The 14,538-nt window shown below is 45.2% G+C and carries 14 protein-coding genes and 3 pseudogenes; 5 read left to right on the plus strand and 12 right to left on the minus strand.

Going from position 1 to position 14,538, the window contains the following annotated elements:
• Window positions 1–215 precede the first annotated feature (215 nt).
• From H6F66_RS17060 to speD, 4 genes are all read right to left on the minus strand, one after another.
• Complete coding sequence (locus H6F66_RS17060; protein ID WP_190423470.1) at window positions 216–626, minus strand: EamA family transporter; 411 nt, start codon at window positions 624–626, stop codon at window positions 216–218.
• A gap of 120 nt (window positions 627–746) precedes the next feature.
• On the minus strand, window positions 747–1,745 hold the full coding sequence (locus H6F66_RS17065) for a cache domain-containing protein (protein ID WP_190423471.1): 999 nt from the start codon (window positions 1,743–1,745) through the stop codon (window positions 747–749).
• 30 nt (window positions 1,746–1,775) lie between these two features.
• Window positions 1,776–3,263 carry an SET domain-containing protein-lysine N-methyltransferase gene (locus H6F66_RS17070; protein ID WP_190423473.1) on the minus strand — a complete coding sequence of 496 codons (1,488 nt, stop codon included), beginning with the start codon at window positions 3,261–3,263 and terminating at the stop codon, window positions 1,776–1,778.
• A gap of 61 nt (window positions 3,264–3,324) precedes the next feature.
• Window positions 3,325–3,726, minus strand: coding sequence for an adenosylmethionine decarboxylase (gene speD / locus H6F66_RS17075; RefSeq protein ID WP_190423475.1), 402 nt, complete (start codon window positions 3,724–3,726; stop codon window positions 3,325–3,327).
• A 452-nt stretch (window positions 3,727–4,178) separates the two neighbouring features.
• Between speD and H6F66_RS17080 the strand changes: the two genes are divergently transcribed.
• The gene (locus tag H6F66_RS17080; protein WP_190423477.1) at window positions 4,179–6,458 is read left to right on the plus strand and encodes an ATP-binding protein; all 2,280 of its coding nucleotides are present in this window, start codon (window positions 4,179–4,181) and stop codon (window positions 6,456–6,458) included.
• On the opposite strand, the gene H6F66_RS28965 is transcribed toward H6F66_RS17080, so the two are convergent.
• From H6F66_RS28965 to H6F66_RS17095, 5 genes and pseudogenes are all read right to left on the minus strand, one after another.
• Complete coding sequence (locus H6F66_RS28965) at window positions 6,442–6,573, minus strand: hypothetical protein (protein WP_277873944.1); 132 nt, start codon at window positions 6,571–6,573, stop codon at window positions 6,442–6,444. The two genes, H6F66_RS17080 and H6F66_RS28965, sit on opposite strands and share 17 nt — an antisense overlap.
• A gap of 18 nt (window positions 6,574–6,591) precedes the next feature.
• Complete coding sequence (locus tag H6F66_RS17085) at window positions 6,592–7,167, minus strand: hypothetical protein (RefSeq protein WP_190423479.1); 576 nt, start codon at window positions 7,165–7,167, stop codon at window positions 6,592–6,594.
• 300 nt (window positions 7,168–7,467) lie between these two features.
• A complete protein-coding gene (locus tag H6F66_RS17090; protein WP_190423481.1) occupies window positions 7,468–8,040 on the minus strand; it encodes a GNAT family protein in 573 nt (190 codons plus the stop codon).
• Between the two features lie 221 nt (window positions 8,041–8,261).
• Window positions 8,262–8,366 (minus strand): annotated as a pseudogene (locus H6F66_RS28460) (TetR/AcrR family transcriptional regulator); the annotation flags it as partial.
• 57 nt (window positions 8,367–8,423) lie between these two features.
• Window positions 8,424–9,026, minus strand: a pseudogene (locus H6F66_RS17095) (TetR/AcrR family transcriptional regulator); the annotation flags it as partial.
• A 52-nt stretch (window positions 9,027–9,078) separates the two neighbouring features.
• Here H6F66_RS17095 and H6F66_RS17100 point away from each other — a divergent pair.
• Window positions 9,079–10,071 carry a Rieske 2Fe-2S domain-containing protein gene (locus H6F66_RS17100; RefSeq protein WP_190423485.1) on the plus strand — a complete coding sequence of 331 codons (993 nt, stop codon included), beginning with the start codon at window positions 9,079–9,081 and terminating at the stop codon, window positions 10,069–10,071.
• Between the two features lie 230 nt (window positions 10,072–10,301).
• Here H6F66_RS17100 and H6F66_RS17105 read toward each other — a convergent pair whose 3' ends face one another.
• Together H6F66_RS17105 and H6F66_RS17110 are read right to left on the minus strand one after the other, a co-directional pair.
• Window positions 10,302–11,165: a neutral zinc metallopeptidase gene (locus H6F66_RS17105; RefSeq protein WP_190423487.1), complete on the minus strand. Its 864-nt coding sequence runs from the start codon at window positions 11,163–11,165 to the stop codon at window positions 10,302–10,304.
• Between the two features lie 353 nt (window positions 11,166–11,518).
• Window positions 11,519–12,772: a glycoside hydrolase family 10 protein gene (locus tag H6F66_RS17110; protein WP_190423489.1), complete on the minus strand. Its 1,254-nt coding sequence runs from the start codon at window positions 12,770–12,772 to the stop codon at window positions 11,519–11,521.
• A 409-nt stretch (window positions 12,773–13,181) separates the two neighbouring features.
• Between H6F66_RS17110 and H6F66_RS17115 the strand changes: the two genes are divergently transcribed.
• Together H6F66_RS17115 and H6F66_RS17120 are read left to right on the plus strand one after the other, a co-directional pair.
• Entirely contained in the window at window positions 13,182–13,448 is a 267-nt protein-coding gene (locus H6F66_RS17115) for a type II toxin-antitoxin system ParD family antitoxin (RefSeq protein ID WP_190423491.1), read from the plus strand.
• Window positions 13,445–13,744: a type II toxin-antitoxin system RelE/ParE family toxin gene (locus H6F66_RS17120; RefSeq protein ID WP_190423493.1), complete on the plus strand. Its 300-nt coding sequence runs from the start codon at window positions 13,445–13,447 to the stop codon at window positions 13,742–13,744. Before H6F66_RS17115 ends, H6F66_RS17120 begins: the two co-directional genes overlap by 4 nt.
• A 142-nt stretch (window positions 13,745–13,886) precedes the next feature.
• Here the strand turns inward: H6F66_RS17120 and H6F66_RS17125 are convergent.
• Window positions 13,887–14,072: pseudogene (locus H6F66_RS17125) on the minus strand (hypothetical protein); the annotation flags it as partial.
• Window positions 14,073–14,215: 143 nt separating this feature from the next.
• Here H6F66_RS17125 and H6F66_RS17130 point away from each other — a divergent pair.
• On the plus strand, window positions 14,216–14,527 hold the full coding sequence (locus H6F66_RS17130) for a CU044_2847 family protein (RefSeq protein ID WP_190423495.1): 312 nt from the start codon (window positions 14,216–14,218) through the stop codon (window positions 14,525–14,527).
• The last annotated feature ends 11 nt before the right edge of the window (window positions 14,528–14,538 follow it).

Raw genomic sequence — 14,538 nt, forward strand, 5'->3', positions numbered from 1 at the left:
AGAACGGGGAAGCGAACCTTAGCCAATGCCACAACCAAAATCAACCTTTGCTTCATCAGGTTAATGATTAAGAGGCTTTCAGCCACTTCTTAAGATGTCAAATGGGTTCTATAGGCGCTAGGGCGCGATCGCGCCCTAGCAATTAACTTAAAGTTCCCGCCTTTTATTAATAACTAGCTCAAAGACTCGTTACAACTAGCTATTTTGATAAATCCCTAAGCCGTCACTAAAATCATTGCTAAAATAGCCAGCGCAATTCCCACGCTCTGCTGGAGTGTGACTGATTCATGCAATATAAATACCGCCAGAAGGATGCTGATAACGGGGTAAAGAGCAGACATCGTTGCTACCAAAGTAACTGGGCCTTTAGAAACTGCCATGAGGAAGCAAAAAGCACCTAGAAAACCCAGCATCCCCGTGGTTATAGCAAATGCAATCCCTTTAGGATGTACATCCAGTTGGAATCGTGAAGAAACGAGGACGATTATTCCTAATATTAAAGCGCCTACTACTTCGTAAACAATCGCGCTTTTGGGCTGCAAATAGGTCGTGGTCAGTTTAGGAATAAATCCCCAAAATCCCCACACGACTAAAGCGCCTAATGTTGGTAAGATCCACCCTTGCATTATTCAACAACCTCACATTCAAAGAATAATTAGACCGTTTAATCTTTGTAGAGACGTGCCATGCCCGTCTCTACAAAAGAAATGTTACTGCTCACATTAAAGCAGGATGGCTATCCGCAATCAAATCAAATCAGATTTAGGTACGCCAACAACCACAAGCCAGTTCAATCCATATTCCTCTTGCCAAGGAGTTACATAAACAAACTGATGATCACCGTTTAATGAGAAATCAAACTGTTGCTCCTGAATTGTTTGAAAGTTGTTAAACCGTTTTTGCAACTCTTCAGCAATGGAACGAATTGCTAGATTTGGCGTGTTGAGAGCATTAAACCGTTCCAATCTGCCATCCACTCTATGCACAATGGAATGCTCATCACCGCTGCCGACTAACATTCCATCGCGCTCCATAATAAAAACTTGTCCAGAAGGAGTAACTTTCAGGGTACCCAGAAACTTGCTGATTTCGCTTAGCAGCACATCAACAATTGCTAACCCAAACAGCTTGCCATCTTTGTCATAGAGTGGACGTTCGGCATTAACCGCAACATAATTTTGATAACCGACATTAGAAGAGGTATCTTCAGGTTGCACAGACTGTTCATCAGCAACTTCTACATCATCAATATCAGCCGTGAAGATGTGAGTCCAAATCGGTTTACCTGCCTCAAGTGCCTGCTTATGCCAAGGCTGCGACAGAGCATCATAATCATAGCTTTGGATTAGATGGGTGCGGTTTCCTTGTTCATCGGTTGCATAATCGCAGCCTTTGAAATTCCGATTTTCGTAAACCGACAATTGTGTTCTCTCAATCCATCTTCCAGCGCCTGATTCTTTACTGCCGTCAGTTAAGGCAAAACCAATATAGCTAATACTGGGAAAGATTTTAGCAAGCCTCCATAAATGTTGCTCGCAAGCGATCGCATCGTTGAGATCCAGTTGACCCGCAGCAACTATGTCTGCATTCAGTTGATTCAGTTGGTGGGGTAGCGCCATATACGCGGTCAATCGTTCGCTGACACGCTGACCAGCTTGGCTGATTAATTGATATGCCAAGTTATGGACTGCTTGGGTCAATTCCACTTCGGCTGAGTTTGTTTGATGTTGATCTGTCATTTGCATACAGAATTTTGTTGGTATCATTGACAACTATCAAGGCTGAGTGGAAGCTTCCAATACCCGTTGTGCAAGCATTTCTGTCTGCATCAGATTTAGGGAATAGGTGGAATTTTTTCTCGGTTTGCAACAAGATGCGAATTGAATGTCTCCGCGACATTTAGGAGATCCACACATACACTGAAATCCTTCCATGTCTTCACCGCAGAATGCAGCAAAGTCTACGGTCAATTCCTCACCCGCTTTGATATCCCGTAGCGCAATCAGATCGAGTCCCTGATACCCGGTGTTGGGGTCACAAGAGTGGTTTTGTAATATCCAGTTCCCAGGATTTGAGTCACGCAAAACCAGAATATCTTCACCCAAAGGATAAATATAACGCAATAGAGATCCTTGCTCTGCTTCAGTCCAGCGAGATTGAACGTGAGAACGGGTGACAATGCGTTGTGTTCTTGCTTCTCCTGGCACGATCGCATCGCCAGTTTTGAAATCCTGAGTCGCAAAAATGCCATAAGTTGCGATCGCACTTTTTCCTACGCGATATTTCTTTTGACGGCGCTGGTGTCCAGTAATTCCCTCTGCAATTATCTGGTTGAAAAATCCCGCGTGACCTGCTGGCTCAAATTTCAGAATATAATCCGCTACCGTTTCATGACCCTGAGTACCAAAAACAGCGCAAGGAGAATTGACTTCTAAGAAAAAGATTTCTCCATTCTCGTCAACTCTCAAGTCAATCGAAGCATAACCACCCTGATTCATTTCCAAAAATAGCCGTCTAGCCGCATCTCGCAAACTTAATTCAAGCTGCGGATCGTCACAAGGAACATAGCATTCTGGATGACTTTGGCGGAGTTTTAGATCGTAAGATTGAAAATGCTCATCCTTGGGCGGAACAAACTCGATTGGTTGATACACAATAGGCGAACAAGCATCGTCTGGGTTAGCAACCAAAAGCACTGTGAACTCGCGTCCAGCAATGTACTCTTCAATCAGGATGGTGTCGAAGTCAGCAATTAATTCAGTGGCTTTGCTTAACAGAGCCTCTTTTGTAGTTATATGCGATCGCGCATCAATTCCCAGACCATCTCCGGATGCTGCTGGCTTGACAAACAAAGGGAAATTTAGTTCAACAGAGGCATTCTCTACATCAGTCAGCGTTTCGGCAACCCAAAAGGCTGGCGTATCAACTCCTGCAAAATAAGCAATATGCTTCATTTCCTGCTTAGGAGAATCATACAAAGTTGCCGCAGAACCCGTGTACGGAAGTTTCAGCGCTTCCAATGCGCTCATTACCTCATGGCAAGAAGGAACATCCCAATGTCTATAACCTCGGCAAAGATTGACAAAGATATCGTAACCCTCTTTCTTCAACTCTTTTAACTGACGGTAGATCGTCGCTTTATTGAGAAATACAGAGTTTACTTCATCTTCTGGTTTTAGATTGGGAAAATAACTCGGTGAAGTGTAGGAGTCAAAGTTTACCGTTGCTTGAGAATAGTCAGGTTGCAGAACGCATACTTTCATTTTGGAAATCTCGGAGAGTTGTTTGGTTTGTGGAGTTCTCAAAGTTGGCGCTACTTGACTTCTAAGCTACAGACTGAAGCAAACAAGCTGAAGTGCTTGTCGAGACTTTTAAATTGCGACCTCGTGTAGCCTCAGCATAGGAAAACTGAGATGGCTCAAAGTGAAGCTTTAGATAGTCCATCAGGCGTAACACTTGAAGCGAACCATCTGAACAATGAAAGATATCAATTGAGGCATGACCCGTCTCAGGATAGGTATGTATCGAAACATGAGATTCGCTGACGATCGCCACTGAAGTCACCCCAATTGGATAAAATTTATGGCTGAATAGTTGCACTAATGTAAAATTGGCTACTTTCAATCCTTCTCGCATCAGTTCTTCTATTTTGTTTAGATCATCTAGAAGTTCTGTGTTACGGCAATCACTGAATTCCACAAGAAGGTGAGTTCCACAAAATTCCATACCTAATTACCTACGACTTTGCTTGCATGACCCTGATTGAATTAGCCCCAAAATCCCCGCCCAGCACTGAATAACCTGGAAGTACGTTCACCTAGGTCTAACGGTATAGCCACGTTATCAGTGCCAGCAGCAGAAAATCTTGTGACCTTATTAGTAGTTTTCCCAAATCAGCAATCAAATTCACACTAACTTCACAATATTTCAATTTGTTTTCCCAAATCAGCAACCAAATTCACACTAACTTCACAATATTTCGATTTGTTAAGCTGCAAGGACTGAATCCTCACCTTGGCTTTGTTGGGGTAGAATGGGGTGTTTTGGCATTGCTGCATGATTAACTTGACAATGCCATTCAGCCTAAAATTGAACGATATCTTCAAAAGCCGTTAGGAAACTAACCTATTTGGGAACTCTAAAATTATGTATAACGTTGTGTTCTCTGAGTAACGCCAATGAATGCCAAACCTGGCTATGCTGCTAAGGCTACTCAACAGTTCCCCCTGCGGCTGATTGTGATAGTTCCCTTTTTATTACAAATATTTGCAGCGGTAGGGCTAGTTGGCTATCTCTCATTTAGAAACGGGCAGAAAGCAGTCAATGACCTAGCTAATCAACTAATTGACAAAGCCAGTCAGCAGGTTGACGAACACTTGGATACTTATTTGGCACTGCCACAGCAGTTGAACCAAATCAATGCAGATGCGATCGCTTCTGGACAATTGAATCTGAACGACCCCAAAGCTAGCGAGCAGTATTTCTGGAGTCAAGCTAGAGCATTTGAAACCCTTAGCTATATTGGCTATGCTCTACCGAATGGTGCCGAATCAGGCGCTGGGCGTTGGGTTAATGGCGTGAATCTCCTGGTTTATGAAAATCTCCCTGGAAATGGTGCAGCATCGGATTACACCGCCGATCAACGGGGAAATCGGAAAAGCCTTGTGCAGAGTTATCAGGCTGATCCTTTATTGCCACCAGGAGTGAAAGACATTATCAAAACAGGTAAGCCAGCTTGGGCTGCTATCTACACATACGCATTTGAGAACACGGTACAGATTACGGAAGCAGGCAAGGCAATACAAAACCAAAATGACACTTCGGATGTTGGTCTTAATTACTATGTTGCAGTTCCTGCTAGATATCCGATTTATGACGAGAAGGGCAAGCTACGCAGCCTTTTGATGGTAGATTTGCTGCTAACGAATGTGAGTGAATTTCTTCGCAACCTGAAAGTTAGCCCTTCCGGACAAATTTTTATCATGGAACGCGATGGCTTGCTGATTGGCAGTTCTAGCACTAAACCAGTGGTACACAAAGTCAATGGTGAGACAAAACGCCTGAGTGTGCTAGAAACCCCAGATCCGTTGATTCGTGCCGTAGCAGAAAAATTAAAACAACAATTTAATAATTTTAAAACCCTTCAAAATACTCAAGAAATTGAGGTGAAATTCAACGGGCAGCGTCAGTTTATTCAGGTAACTTCCTGGCGCGATCGCTTTGGCTTAGACTGGCTGGTGGTTGTCACCGTGCCGGAATCTGATTTCAATTCCCAAATTAATGCCAACACTCGCACAACTATTGTCCTGTGTCTGGGAGCGTTGGCAGTAGCAACGATTTTAGGAATCTACACATCACGCTGGATTACTCGTCCGATCTTAAAGTTGAGCCAAGCATCCGAAGCGATCGCTACTGGGCAGTTAGACCAAACGGTGGAAACTACCAACATCAAAGAGTTAGATGCGGTGGCACAGTCCTTTAACCACATGGCTTCTCAGTTACAAGATTCCTTTAACGAACTGGAACAGACTAACGCCGAATTAGAAAATCGAGTTGAAGCAAGGACGGCAGAACTCTCACAAACCCTTACTGATTTGCGGCGTACTCAAGCACAAGTAATCCAAACCGAAAAAATGTCCAGTTTGGGGCAATTGGTCGCTGGAGTAGCGCATGAAATTAATAATCCGGTCAACTTTATTCATGGCAATGTCACCTTTGTCGATGAATATGCTCAGAATCTTCTAGAGTTAGTGCAGCTTTACCAGCAGGAATATCCCCTTCCCACACCTGCAATTGAAGCCAAAATTGTTGATATAGATTTAGAGTTTATCAACCAAGATATGTTGAAGTTACTCTCATCTATGAAATTGGGGACTGAACGCATACGAGAAATTGTTAAATCGCTAAGGACGTTCTCTCGATTGGATGAAGCGGACATGAAAGAAGTGGATATCCATGAAGGAATTGAAAGTACGCTGCTGATCTTGCAACATCGGCTAAAACCAAAACCAGACCGCCCAGCGATCGCAGTGATTAGAGACTATGGAAAGTTGCCCCTTGTGGAGTGTTATCCGGGACAACTCAACCAAGTCTTAATGAATATCGTGGTAAACGCGATTGATGCACTCGAAGAAACCAAAGCCAATTGCACATATCAGGAGAAAAAAGACCATCCCGATCAAATCACTATCTCCACTTCAGTGATTGATTCGCAATGGGTGCAAATAGCGATCGCGGATAATGGAGTTGGTATTCCCCAAGACGTTCAGCAACGCATATTCAATCCCTTCTTCACAACTAAACCGATTGGGAAGGGAACGGGGATGGGGATGTCCATCAGCTATCAAATTATTACGGAAAAACATGGCGGTAAATTGGAATGCTTCTCCACTCCTGGTGAGGGAAGCGAGTTTGCGATTCAGATTCCCATCCGTCAACAAGTTAGCGTTGCTGTCTAACGGCATTCAGGGGATGCGAGACGGACTGAGCAGTATAACTATGAATGAGTGCCAGTGCGATCGCTCTGGCTTGATCAAGAATGCGATCGCATAAGTGAGTTTTTGCTGCACGCACTCCTATACTTCCCAACCTCTAGTCGGGTAATGCGAGTCCAGTTCGAGGATCGCGGATATAAAGCCCTAAAACTAACGATTCCATAACCGTATCCCACACGGGGATTAAGCGATCTGCATCGTCCACCCAGTAGTCAAAAGTAATCAGACACTGAACACCAGAACCTAGTCCAATACAGATTCGCGAATAAGCTTCGCGCTTTTCTTCAGGGTCAATAAATTTGAATTGAGTCCAAACGATACGAGCAGTTTGACGCTTGAGTTGAATAATTTCCCCTGGCGCTAGAGGCTGACGCTCATCATCTTTAACCACCTTCTTTAATAGGGGAACCAGGGGAAAATCTGCCCAGTTGCCAGGAGGCAATAAATTAAAGGAAGCTTCTAAACGAGCATCATCATTCGGTGGCTTTTTGTCTAGAAACCGGAATGACTTCTCATCCGGTTCAAAATGCCAATCCTCAGGGACATCGAAGCGCAACGCTCCTCGTCCTGCTACAAAGATCCGAGTTCCGGGCTTTGACTTCCAGTTGTGGTCTTCTTTTAGCTCTAGGGTTTCCTTGAGCCATTGGAGATTGTGCTTTTTCTTCTTAGACATAGCCGCCCCAGTGTTGACCTCCCTTTTATTTTGCCGTAGGTTGGTTTTAACTGTAGATGTTTGTTGGTGCCATGCCTGACGACAAGCCGCTCAAGCGTCTACGGTCATCAACCTACCCTAAGCCATCTAAAGACCCGCTCAACGTGGAAATTGCCGTGTTTCGGTGCGACTGTATCCTTGAATATAGGGCATGGCTCCTGTTGCTCCCACACTCGCTCCTAACTCCTCCACCGATGGCGGCACACATGAACGTTGGTATCTAAGTCAGAGTCCTAATGAGAATTAGGTTAAGGTCGCACGCTAACACAACCCCTTGTTCGCCTGCTGTTCTTCAACCTTTGCTTCCCATTCCTGCTTCAAGATGCCGTATACGAGGGTGTCGTGCCACTGTCCCCGGATGCTCACATTCTCTCGCAACCGACCTTCTTGGCTCATGCCAAGCTTCTGCGCCAATGACACCGCCCCTCTATTTTCAGCGATACAGTGTGCGTAAATGCGATGCAGGCCAATCTCTGTAAAGCCAAAGCGCAGTAGCAGGCGACCCATCTCAACCGGATAATTCCGGCCCCAATGCTCAGGAGCCAATTCACACCCAATTTCTGCTTCTGGGGCATCGGGATGGCTCTTACGGATGCCGCAGTTACCAATCAGCTTGTCCTGTTTTTGTAGAGCTATTGCCCACTGATACCTCCATCGGGGCTTCTCCTGCTGCCACTGGAGGAAGCGATTAACGAAGGCACGAGCGTCCGCCTCAGTGCGCCCGGACTCTGGATAAAAGCGTTGGTATGCACGGGTGGATTGATATGCTAAAACGGCTGGCCAGTCGGCTTCCGTAAATTCGCGCAGCAGCAGGCGATCAGTTTGAAGAAGCATGACTAAATTCCGAAGTTAAAACCAACTTCAACTTCAGTTTACCTACCACAAAAACCTACTGCACGGCTCAACGCAGTACCCAGTGGACTAATTCTTATTTACGCGATCGCAACCATGAATAAGAGATAGCGATCGCGCTTTGGGGATTGCGATCGCTTTTTTTGGTGTGTGGCGTAAGGGCGATTGATACTGCTAGCTAACGAGGGTCAGAAACGCTGGAAATTCTCCACAAACTGTTTCCCGCATTCCTTACAGAGATAGCATTGCTTCCCCCTTCGATACCCGTTTTTAGATAACTGCTCAGATTGACAAAGCGGACATTTCATTACTTTCATTACATCGCCCAGCCGACCGTCCCCTACATACGGCTCTAAATATGACACCAACAAGTCCTCAATCTGCTGCACCAACTGTTGACGATGCTGTTGCTCTGGGTTGCGAAGTGCCGACAGAAGAACAGCATTACTGCTGTGGACGCAAACCTCTGCCAGTAGACTACATTGCGCTTTACTCAATGCCGAATTTCTTTGCTTTAAGAGACCAGCCATGAAGTCAATTGCTTCTTGAGTCATGCTTTCATCGATCGACTGGAAAATCTGGCGAGATATAAAAAACTGCACAAACACCACCCGTGACACAGGCTGTTCAAACATCTGTGCGATCGCGCTGACCAATCCATGAATCATCTGTCGAAGTGGTAATCGAACCATCTCTGGCGTATCTGCCCTCGACCACATGGCCTTAACACTCTCGGTATGGCGTAATTCCATCGCATTAAAAATGGCAGCTTTATCGGGAAAAAACTGATACACAGACCCAATCGCCGTCCCCGCTTTGGCTGCAATCAAATGGGTGGTTGCAGCTTCATAGCCCACCTCGTCAAACACTGCCGCCGCTGCATCCAAGATTTTTTCGACCCGTTCTTTACCTCGCTGCTGTTTGGGTTGACGGCGCAGACTGCTTGACGAATGTGAATATTCTGTCATATTCTAAAAACACGACGGATTTCTCACAATTTTATCTCTACCGGAGAACATTATGCAGTCTATGCTTTTCGGTGCGCCCTGGTTGTTGGCGCACAAGTCGATGTTGGTAGTGAACCAACCTCGGAAAATTTCTCTGTATGGTAATGATTATGTAATGTGGAAAGACGCTGCTGGAGCAATCCATGCCCTGCCGAATGCCTGTCCTCACATGGGAGCAATGTTGTCAGAAGGATGGTGCGAAACACACATTGATGGTACGAGTACGGTCGTCTGCCCGTTTCATGCCTTGCCGTTTGATTCAGAAGGATGCACCGTTTTGCCGGGATCGGAAAAGAAAACGTTGCCTCAACTGAAACCTTTAGAGTTAACAATTCAAGGAGATTTCATCTGGTCTTACGGCGGATACGAGCCAAAAGTGCCGATTCCCACAGTGCTGAATGAGATTGCAGATACCTACTACTTTGTCGGGCATACCGCAGATACAAGTGTAGAGACTGATTTGCTGACTATGTTGCTGAATATGCACGACTATAATCACCAAAACGGTACGCACCGGGAATTATTCCGGGTTACTAATGTGGAATTTCATCAATTCATTGACAATGGGCATCATTCCCATGCGTTTTATGATATGCCCACTGCCCCTTATAGCTTGGCAGAAAAGCTGAGAAAACCCGATTTATTTCTACTCCCGACAAGCATCAAAGCCCACCTGGAAAACTACTTCCCATCTATCGTGATTTTTCATGGTGAAATGCCATTAGGTAAAGCAGTCCAGTGTCACATCTTTGTCCCAGAAGCCGAGAACCGCACAAGGACTTACATTTTGCTATTTGGTCAAGCCAAACACCCTGCCTTTAAGCTATTTGGCAGGGCATATCTCAAGTTTGGCAAAGTGGTAGTTGATCAAGATGCTGATATTTTGGGTAAAATTTATCCGAATACGCCTCAGAAAATTAAACTCAATAATGAGGTGGGTATGGACTGGGTGCGGCGCAATTTTCAAAGTTTCCCAAATGTTGTGGAACCTAATCTTTCAAAGTAGACGGCGCATACCTCTTCAATATTATGGTAGTTGTTCGTTTCAGCATCACCTCATTGTGATAGCAAGCAGAAGTCTAGAAGCGATCGCATTTATCTTGTGTTTGTTGAGTGCGATCTCACACATTGATGCATTATCACTCATCACCCTACCCTAAGCCATCCAAATATCCAATCAACGCTTCATTAAGAATGCGATCGCTTCCTACTAAAATTCAGAACACCATAAAACGTTTAAGGATTTGCTGCTGCAAAGGTGTTGCATTGTGCAGGATCTCCCGTCTGAATACCCTGCTTAAACCAGCGGACTCGCTGCGCTGAACTACCATGCGTAAAAGAATCCGGGACAACACGCCCTGTGGACTGACTCTGCAAGCGATCGTCGCCAATACTGCTAGCAGCATTCAGCGCCTCTTCAATGTCGCCTGCTTCCAAGATTTGCCGGGAACGATTGGCATGATGCGCCCAGATCCCAGCAAAACAGTCTGCTTGCAACTCCAACCGGACTGAAAGTTGATTCGCCTCAGCGCGACTAGCTTGACGCTGTAAGGTACGAACTTTACTCGAAATTCCCATTAAATTCTGGACATGATGCCCAACCTCATGAGCAATTACATACGCCTGGGCAAAGTCTCCGGGTGCGTTGAGCTTATACTTCAAATCCTGATAAAAACTTAAGTCAATATAGACTTTTTGATCGGCGGGGCAATAAAACGGCCCAACAGCAGAATTTGCAGAACCACAAGCCGACTGTACCGAATTTGAGAAGAGAACTAACTTCGGCTCGACATAGTTTTCTCCGTTTTGGCGAAACAGGTTCCCCCATGTATCTTCTGTATCTGCCAAGACAACCGAAACGAAATCAGCCATGCGATCGTTCGCAGCCGTTGATTGTGTTCGAGGAGACTGAGAAGAGGTGCGATCGCTCGGTACTTGTTCTTGTCCCTGCTGCAACACTGCACCGGGATCGCCCCCCAAGAGGGCAACAATCACCGCCAGAACGATTGTCCCAATGCCACCCCCAACTAGAGGGCCAGAAACCCCACCCCCGCGCCTGTCCTCAACGTTGCTGCTTTTACGACCGAATTCCCAGCGCATAGCTTCAAGTCTCCAAACTACTCAACCCAGCAGAAGTAAGTAAGGTGCTATTTCACCTAACCCAAATTTTTCGATAACCCAATAAAAATATTAGCGATCGCCTTCATCTAGATCCTCTGCCAGAGGGACGGCTCTAATTTATAGTTAGTCTTACTTAGGGAAGGCTGAATCGTGGTCAAACAGTAGGGGCATGGCACTGACGGGGTGACAACCCCGTCAGGTAATCAGCTTTATTGATAGGTTGAGAGCAAAAAGCGATCGCTTGCTTCATTCACGCAAGCGATCGCTCGTATCGGTGGATTTTGACTGCATGGAGGCAAAGCAAGCAATAGCTTGCTTACAAGATTGCCAGGTTATCTAATTGCAAAGCGGGAAGCCGGGAAGTTGAAGAGACTTTGAAAATTAGATTGCCGTTCAGCTATGGGTTCTGGTGCATCGTCCCAAAGGCTTTCATAATAGAAGAAAGTTACACCCAAACCGCGATCGCGAGCTGCCCGCACTTTAGCCTGAATCAGTTGCATCGAAACAGGCTTCCTTCTTAAGCCTGTGAGGACACCAACTCCAGTGGGAATTTTTTGTTGCACTTCTTGAATTTCCGGGCGGATGAGCTGGTCGAGAAAACTTTGCAGATTGGGACGATAAACTTGCACAATTAACTCATCCACGATATCTTTTCGCACCCAAGTCAGCCAATCTTGCAGATAAGTATTGTAAGCAGTGACGTAGGGATTAGGCGCAACGGAGAAAATGGCGTTGGGTTTTCTCTCTTTTACGGCTTTATTGAGCTGTGTCATGAATGCTGTGATTTTATCTGCACGCCAGCGCACCCATGCAGGATCTTTAGGATTGGAAGGCGCATTTTTCTTGGTTTCCTGTTTATACAAAGCAAGCGTGTAGCGATCGTAGCCAAATTCATTGGGCAAACTGGTGTGATCGTCAAACTGAATACCATCGGCATCATATTTAGTGACGACTTCCAGCACCAGATCAGTGATAAATTGCTGCACCTCTGGATGGAACGGATTGAGCCACACAACTTCACCCGCAGCGCCAATCCAAGTTTGGCTACCATCACGGCGTTGCGTAATCCAATTAGGATGTTTTGATGTCAGTTCCGATATCGGGGGAGCCATGAAACCGAACTCAAACCAGGGAATCACTAGCAAGCCTTGGCGATGGCCTTGGGCAATCAAGTCAGCGATGATATCTTGTCCCTGTAAACCTTTGCTGACAAAAGATTGAATGCCTTCCCGTTCTGCTATGGCACTCTCGTAAAGCGTATAGCCAGAATTCCACACTACAGGATAGATTGTGTTGAAGTTTAGCTGCGCCAGTTGACTTACAGCATTTTGCAGTTTGGGGCGATCTCTGAGGATTTTAGTGTCATTGTTGGTCATCCAAACGCCGCGAATTTCCTGAAAATGTTTCTGAGGGGTGGCTTCTGGTACTGGGCTTTGCTCGATTGCTTCTAGTTCTGGCATTGGGCTTTGCGCGATCGCAGAGATGGGGTGGCCAGCCAGCAATACGGCGATCAATGATGCCAGAAACATTAACAAGAGATACTTGAGCGATCGCCACCAACCTTTAGGGATGAAATGCAATTTCATAAGTTTGAATGATATGTTAGCTACCCGATCGCTTAGCCTAGTGATGAAATTAACGATTAATAGTCTACAGGTATTTATATATACTAAAAATTTGATTATTAACAGGAATCATTCAATCAGTAATCTGGAATTGTTGTATTAGGAAAACTGAGGCATCAGGGTATTTTAAGTATAATTACGGACTACGCTCTATCAAACATTATTAGCGATCGCCTTCATCTAAATCCTTTGCCAGAGGCAGTTGGAGCTATCATTTTTATTCCAACTCGCTCCGTCAGTGCGATCGCACCTGCTGTTCACCTTACCCTTGCCTTACACGATCCCGCTAGAAAGGCGAGTGAGGGTTAATGTGCGATCGAAAGCAATCATGTTCGACTTAAAATAGTGGATAGCTTGATAGAGGTTTTTTATGAGCATCAGCCTCACACCCAACCAAGAGCGCTTTATTCAAACCAAGCTTCAAGCTGGAAAATACCGCTCCGCAGAAGAAGTTCTTGAAGTGGCCCTACGCTTGCTGGATGAGTACGATCGCGCTGAAACTGAATGGGTGGAAGATGTGCGAGAAAAAATTGACGCGGCAATTTCGGCATCAGACCATACACCACCGATTGACGGTGAAACTTTTGTAACCCAAATTCTAGAACGGTTTCAACAAGCTCGTCAGGCACAAGAATGAGTCGCTACGTTATCAATATCCTCGCTAGTCGCGATCTCAGTGAGATTGCCGATTACTTTGCCGAGACTAGCATTGAAGCGGGTGAGCAATTTTTCCGTGAATTCAACCGTAAGTGTCAGCAATTAGTTTCTTTCCCAAATAGTGGTAAAAGCTACGCAAAAGTCCGCGCTGACTTGCGAGGATTGCCTCTTGAAGGTCATATCATTTTCTACAGAGTTTTGGATGATGGCATTGAAATTTTGCGTGTTGTGAGTGGTCGTCGCAACTTTCCGTCTCTTTTTGAAGAGTCCGATTAAAACACTCTCTCCAATAGCTGTAGAGGTAGGTGATGATAAACCTTGTTGGAGACGCGATCTCACTCACCACACCAACAAGAGCGATCGCTTCCTCTGTTTGCTTTCTTTACCTCAACCAGGTACTTACAGCGATTGCGTGTACCAGCAGATCGATTGGTAGTTGCCCCATCTTGTTGTCAGCACCCCGCCGCTTGAAGGAAAAGACTGATTGCATATCCTCCACCTTCATCAACAGGAGTTTATTATTCAGCCATGCAGATAGGTTTAAAGCCTATTCTAGGGACGTTTCTTACGCGACATCGCATACAAAATGCCGGATGGAGTCCAATGTTACCTATTCTGTGGACACTGTTGGTCAGCGCTTTGCTTGAATAGAATCATAGAGACAAGGTGTTTCTATGATTCCAGCGTTGCCTGAATGCAAAATTTTGATTAGCCTGGAATATGATGGGTTTTTACACAGGTAAATGAATGCGTGAAAGCGAGATGACAACAGAAAAAGTACCTGTAGAGCTTCCTAACGGTGCAGTGATTAATATAGAAGTTTCGGAATCAGGTAGGATAGATGTAGCTTTTGATACTTTTCCTTTCAATGATATTGCTACTGCATTAGAAGGAATTACAACTGCCCTTAAAGACACCTTAGAGAAAGCTAAACCTCAAAAAGCAAGTGTTAAATTTGGACTTGAGATGAGTATTGAATCTGGAAAACTAACTGCTGCTATTGTTAAAGGCTCTGGAAAAGCCAATCTGGAGATAACTTTGGAGTGGGGGAATCCGTAGAAACTTAAATA

It is taken from the genome of Trichocoleus sp. FACHB-6 (assembly GCF_014695815.1).
Taxonomy (GTDB): Bacteria; Cyanobacteriota; Cyanobacteriia; order Cyanobacteriales; family FACHB-T130; genus Funiculus; species Funiculus sociatus.

Coding starts and splice junctions, on each gene's coding strand:
- H6F66_RS17065 (WP_190423471.1), bottom strand. CDS start 1,745: ATGCAAATGACAGATCAACATCAAACAAACTCAGCCGAAGTGGAATTG.
- H6F66_RS17085 (WP_190423479.1), bottom strand. CDS start 7,167: ATGTCTAAGAAGAAAAAGCACAATCTCCAATGGCTCAAGGAAACCCTA.
- speD (WP_190423475.1), bottom strand. CDS start 3,726: ATGGAATTTTGTGGAACTCACCTTCTTGTGGAATTCAGTGATTGCCGT.
- H6F66_RS17120 (WP_190423493.1), top strand. CDS start 13,445: ATGAGTCGCTACGTTATCAATATCCTCGCTAGTCGCGATCTCAGTGAG.
- H6F66_RS17090 (WP_190423481.1), bottom strand. CDS start 8,040: ATGCTTCTTCAAACTGATCGCCTGCTGCTGCGCGAATTTACGGAAGCC.
- H6F66_RS17110 (WP_190423489.1), bottom strand. CDS start 12,772: ATGAAATTGCATTTCATCCCTAAAGGTTGGTGGCGATCGCTCAAGTAT.
- H6F66_RS17100 (WP_190423485.1), top strand. CDS start 9,079: ATGCAGTCTATGCTTTTCGGTGCGCCCTGGTTGTTGGCGCACAAGTCG.
- H6F66_RS17080 (WP_190423477.1), top strand. CDS start 4,179: ATGAATGCCAAACCTGGCTATGCTGCTAAGGCTACTCAACAGTTCCCC.
- H6F66_RS17105 (WP_190423487.1), bottom strand. CDS start 11,165: ATGCGCTGGGAATTCGGTCGTAAAAGCAGCAACGTTGAGGACAGGCGC.
- H6F66_RS17060 (WP_190423470.1), bottom strand. CDS start 626: ATGCAAGGGTGGATCTTACCAACATTAGGCGCTTTAGTCGTGTGGGGA.
- H6F66_RS17070 (WP_190423473.1), bottom strand. CDS start 3,263: ATGAAAGTATGCGTTCTGCAACCTGACTATTCTCAAGCAACGGTAAAC.
- H6F66_RS17115 (WP_190423491.1), top strand. CDS start 13,182: ATGAGCATCAGCCTCACACCCAACCAAGAGCGCTTTATTCAAACCAAG.
- H6F66_RS17130 (WP_190423495.1), top strand. CDS start 14,216: ATGCGTGAAAGCGAGATGACAACAGAAAAAGTACCTGTAGAGCTTCCT.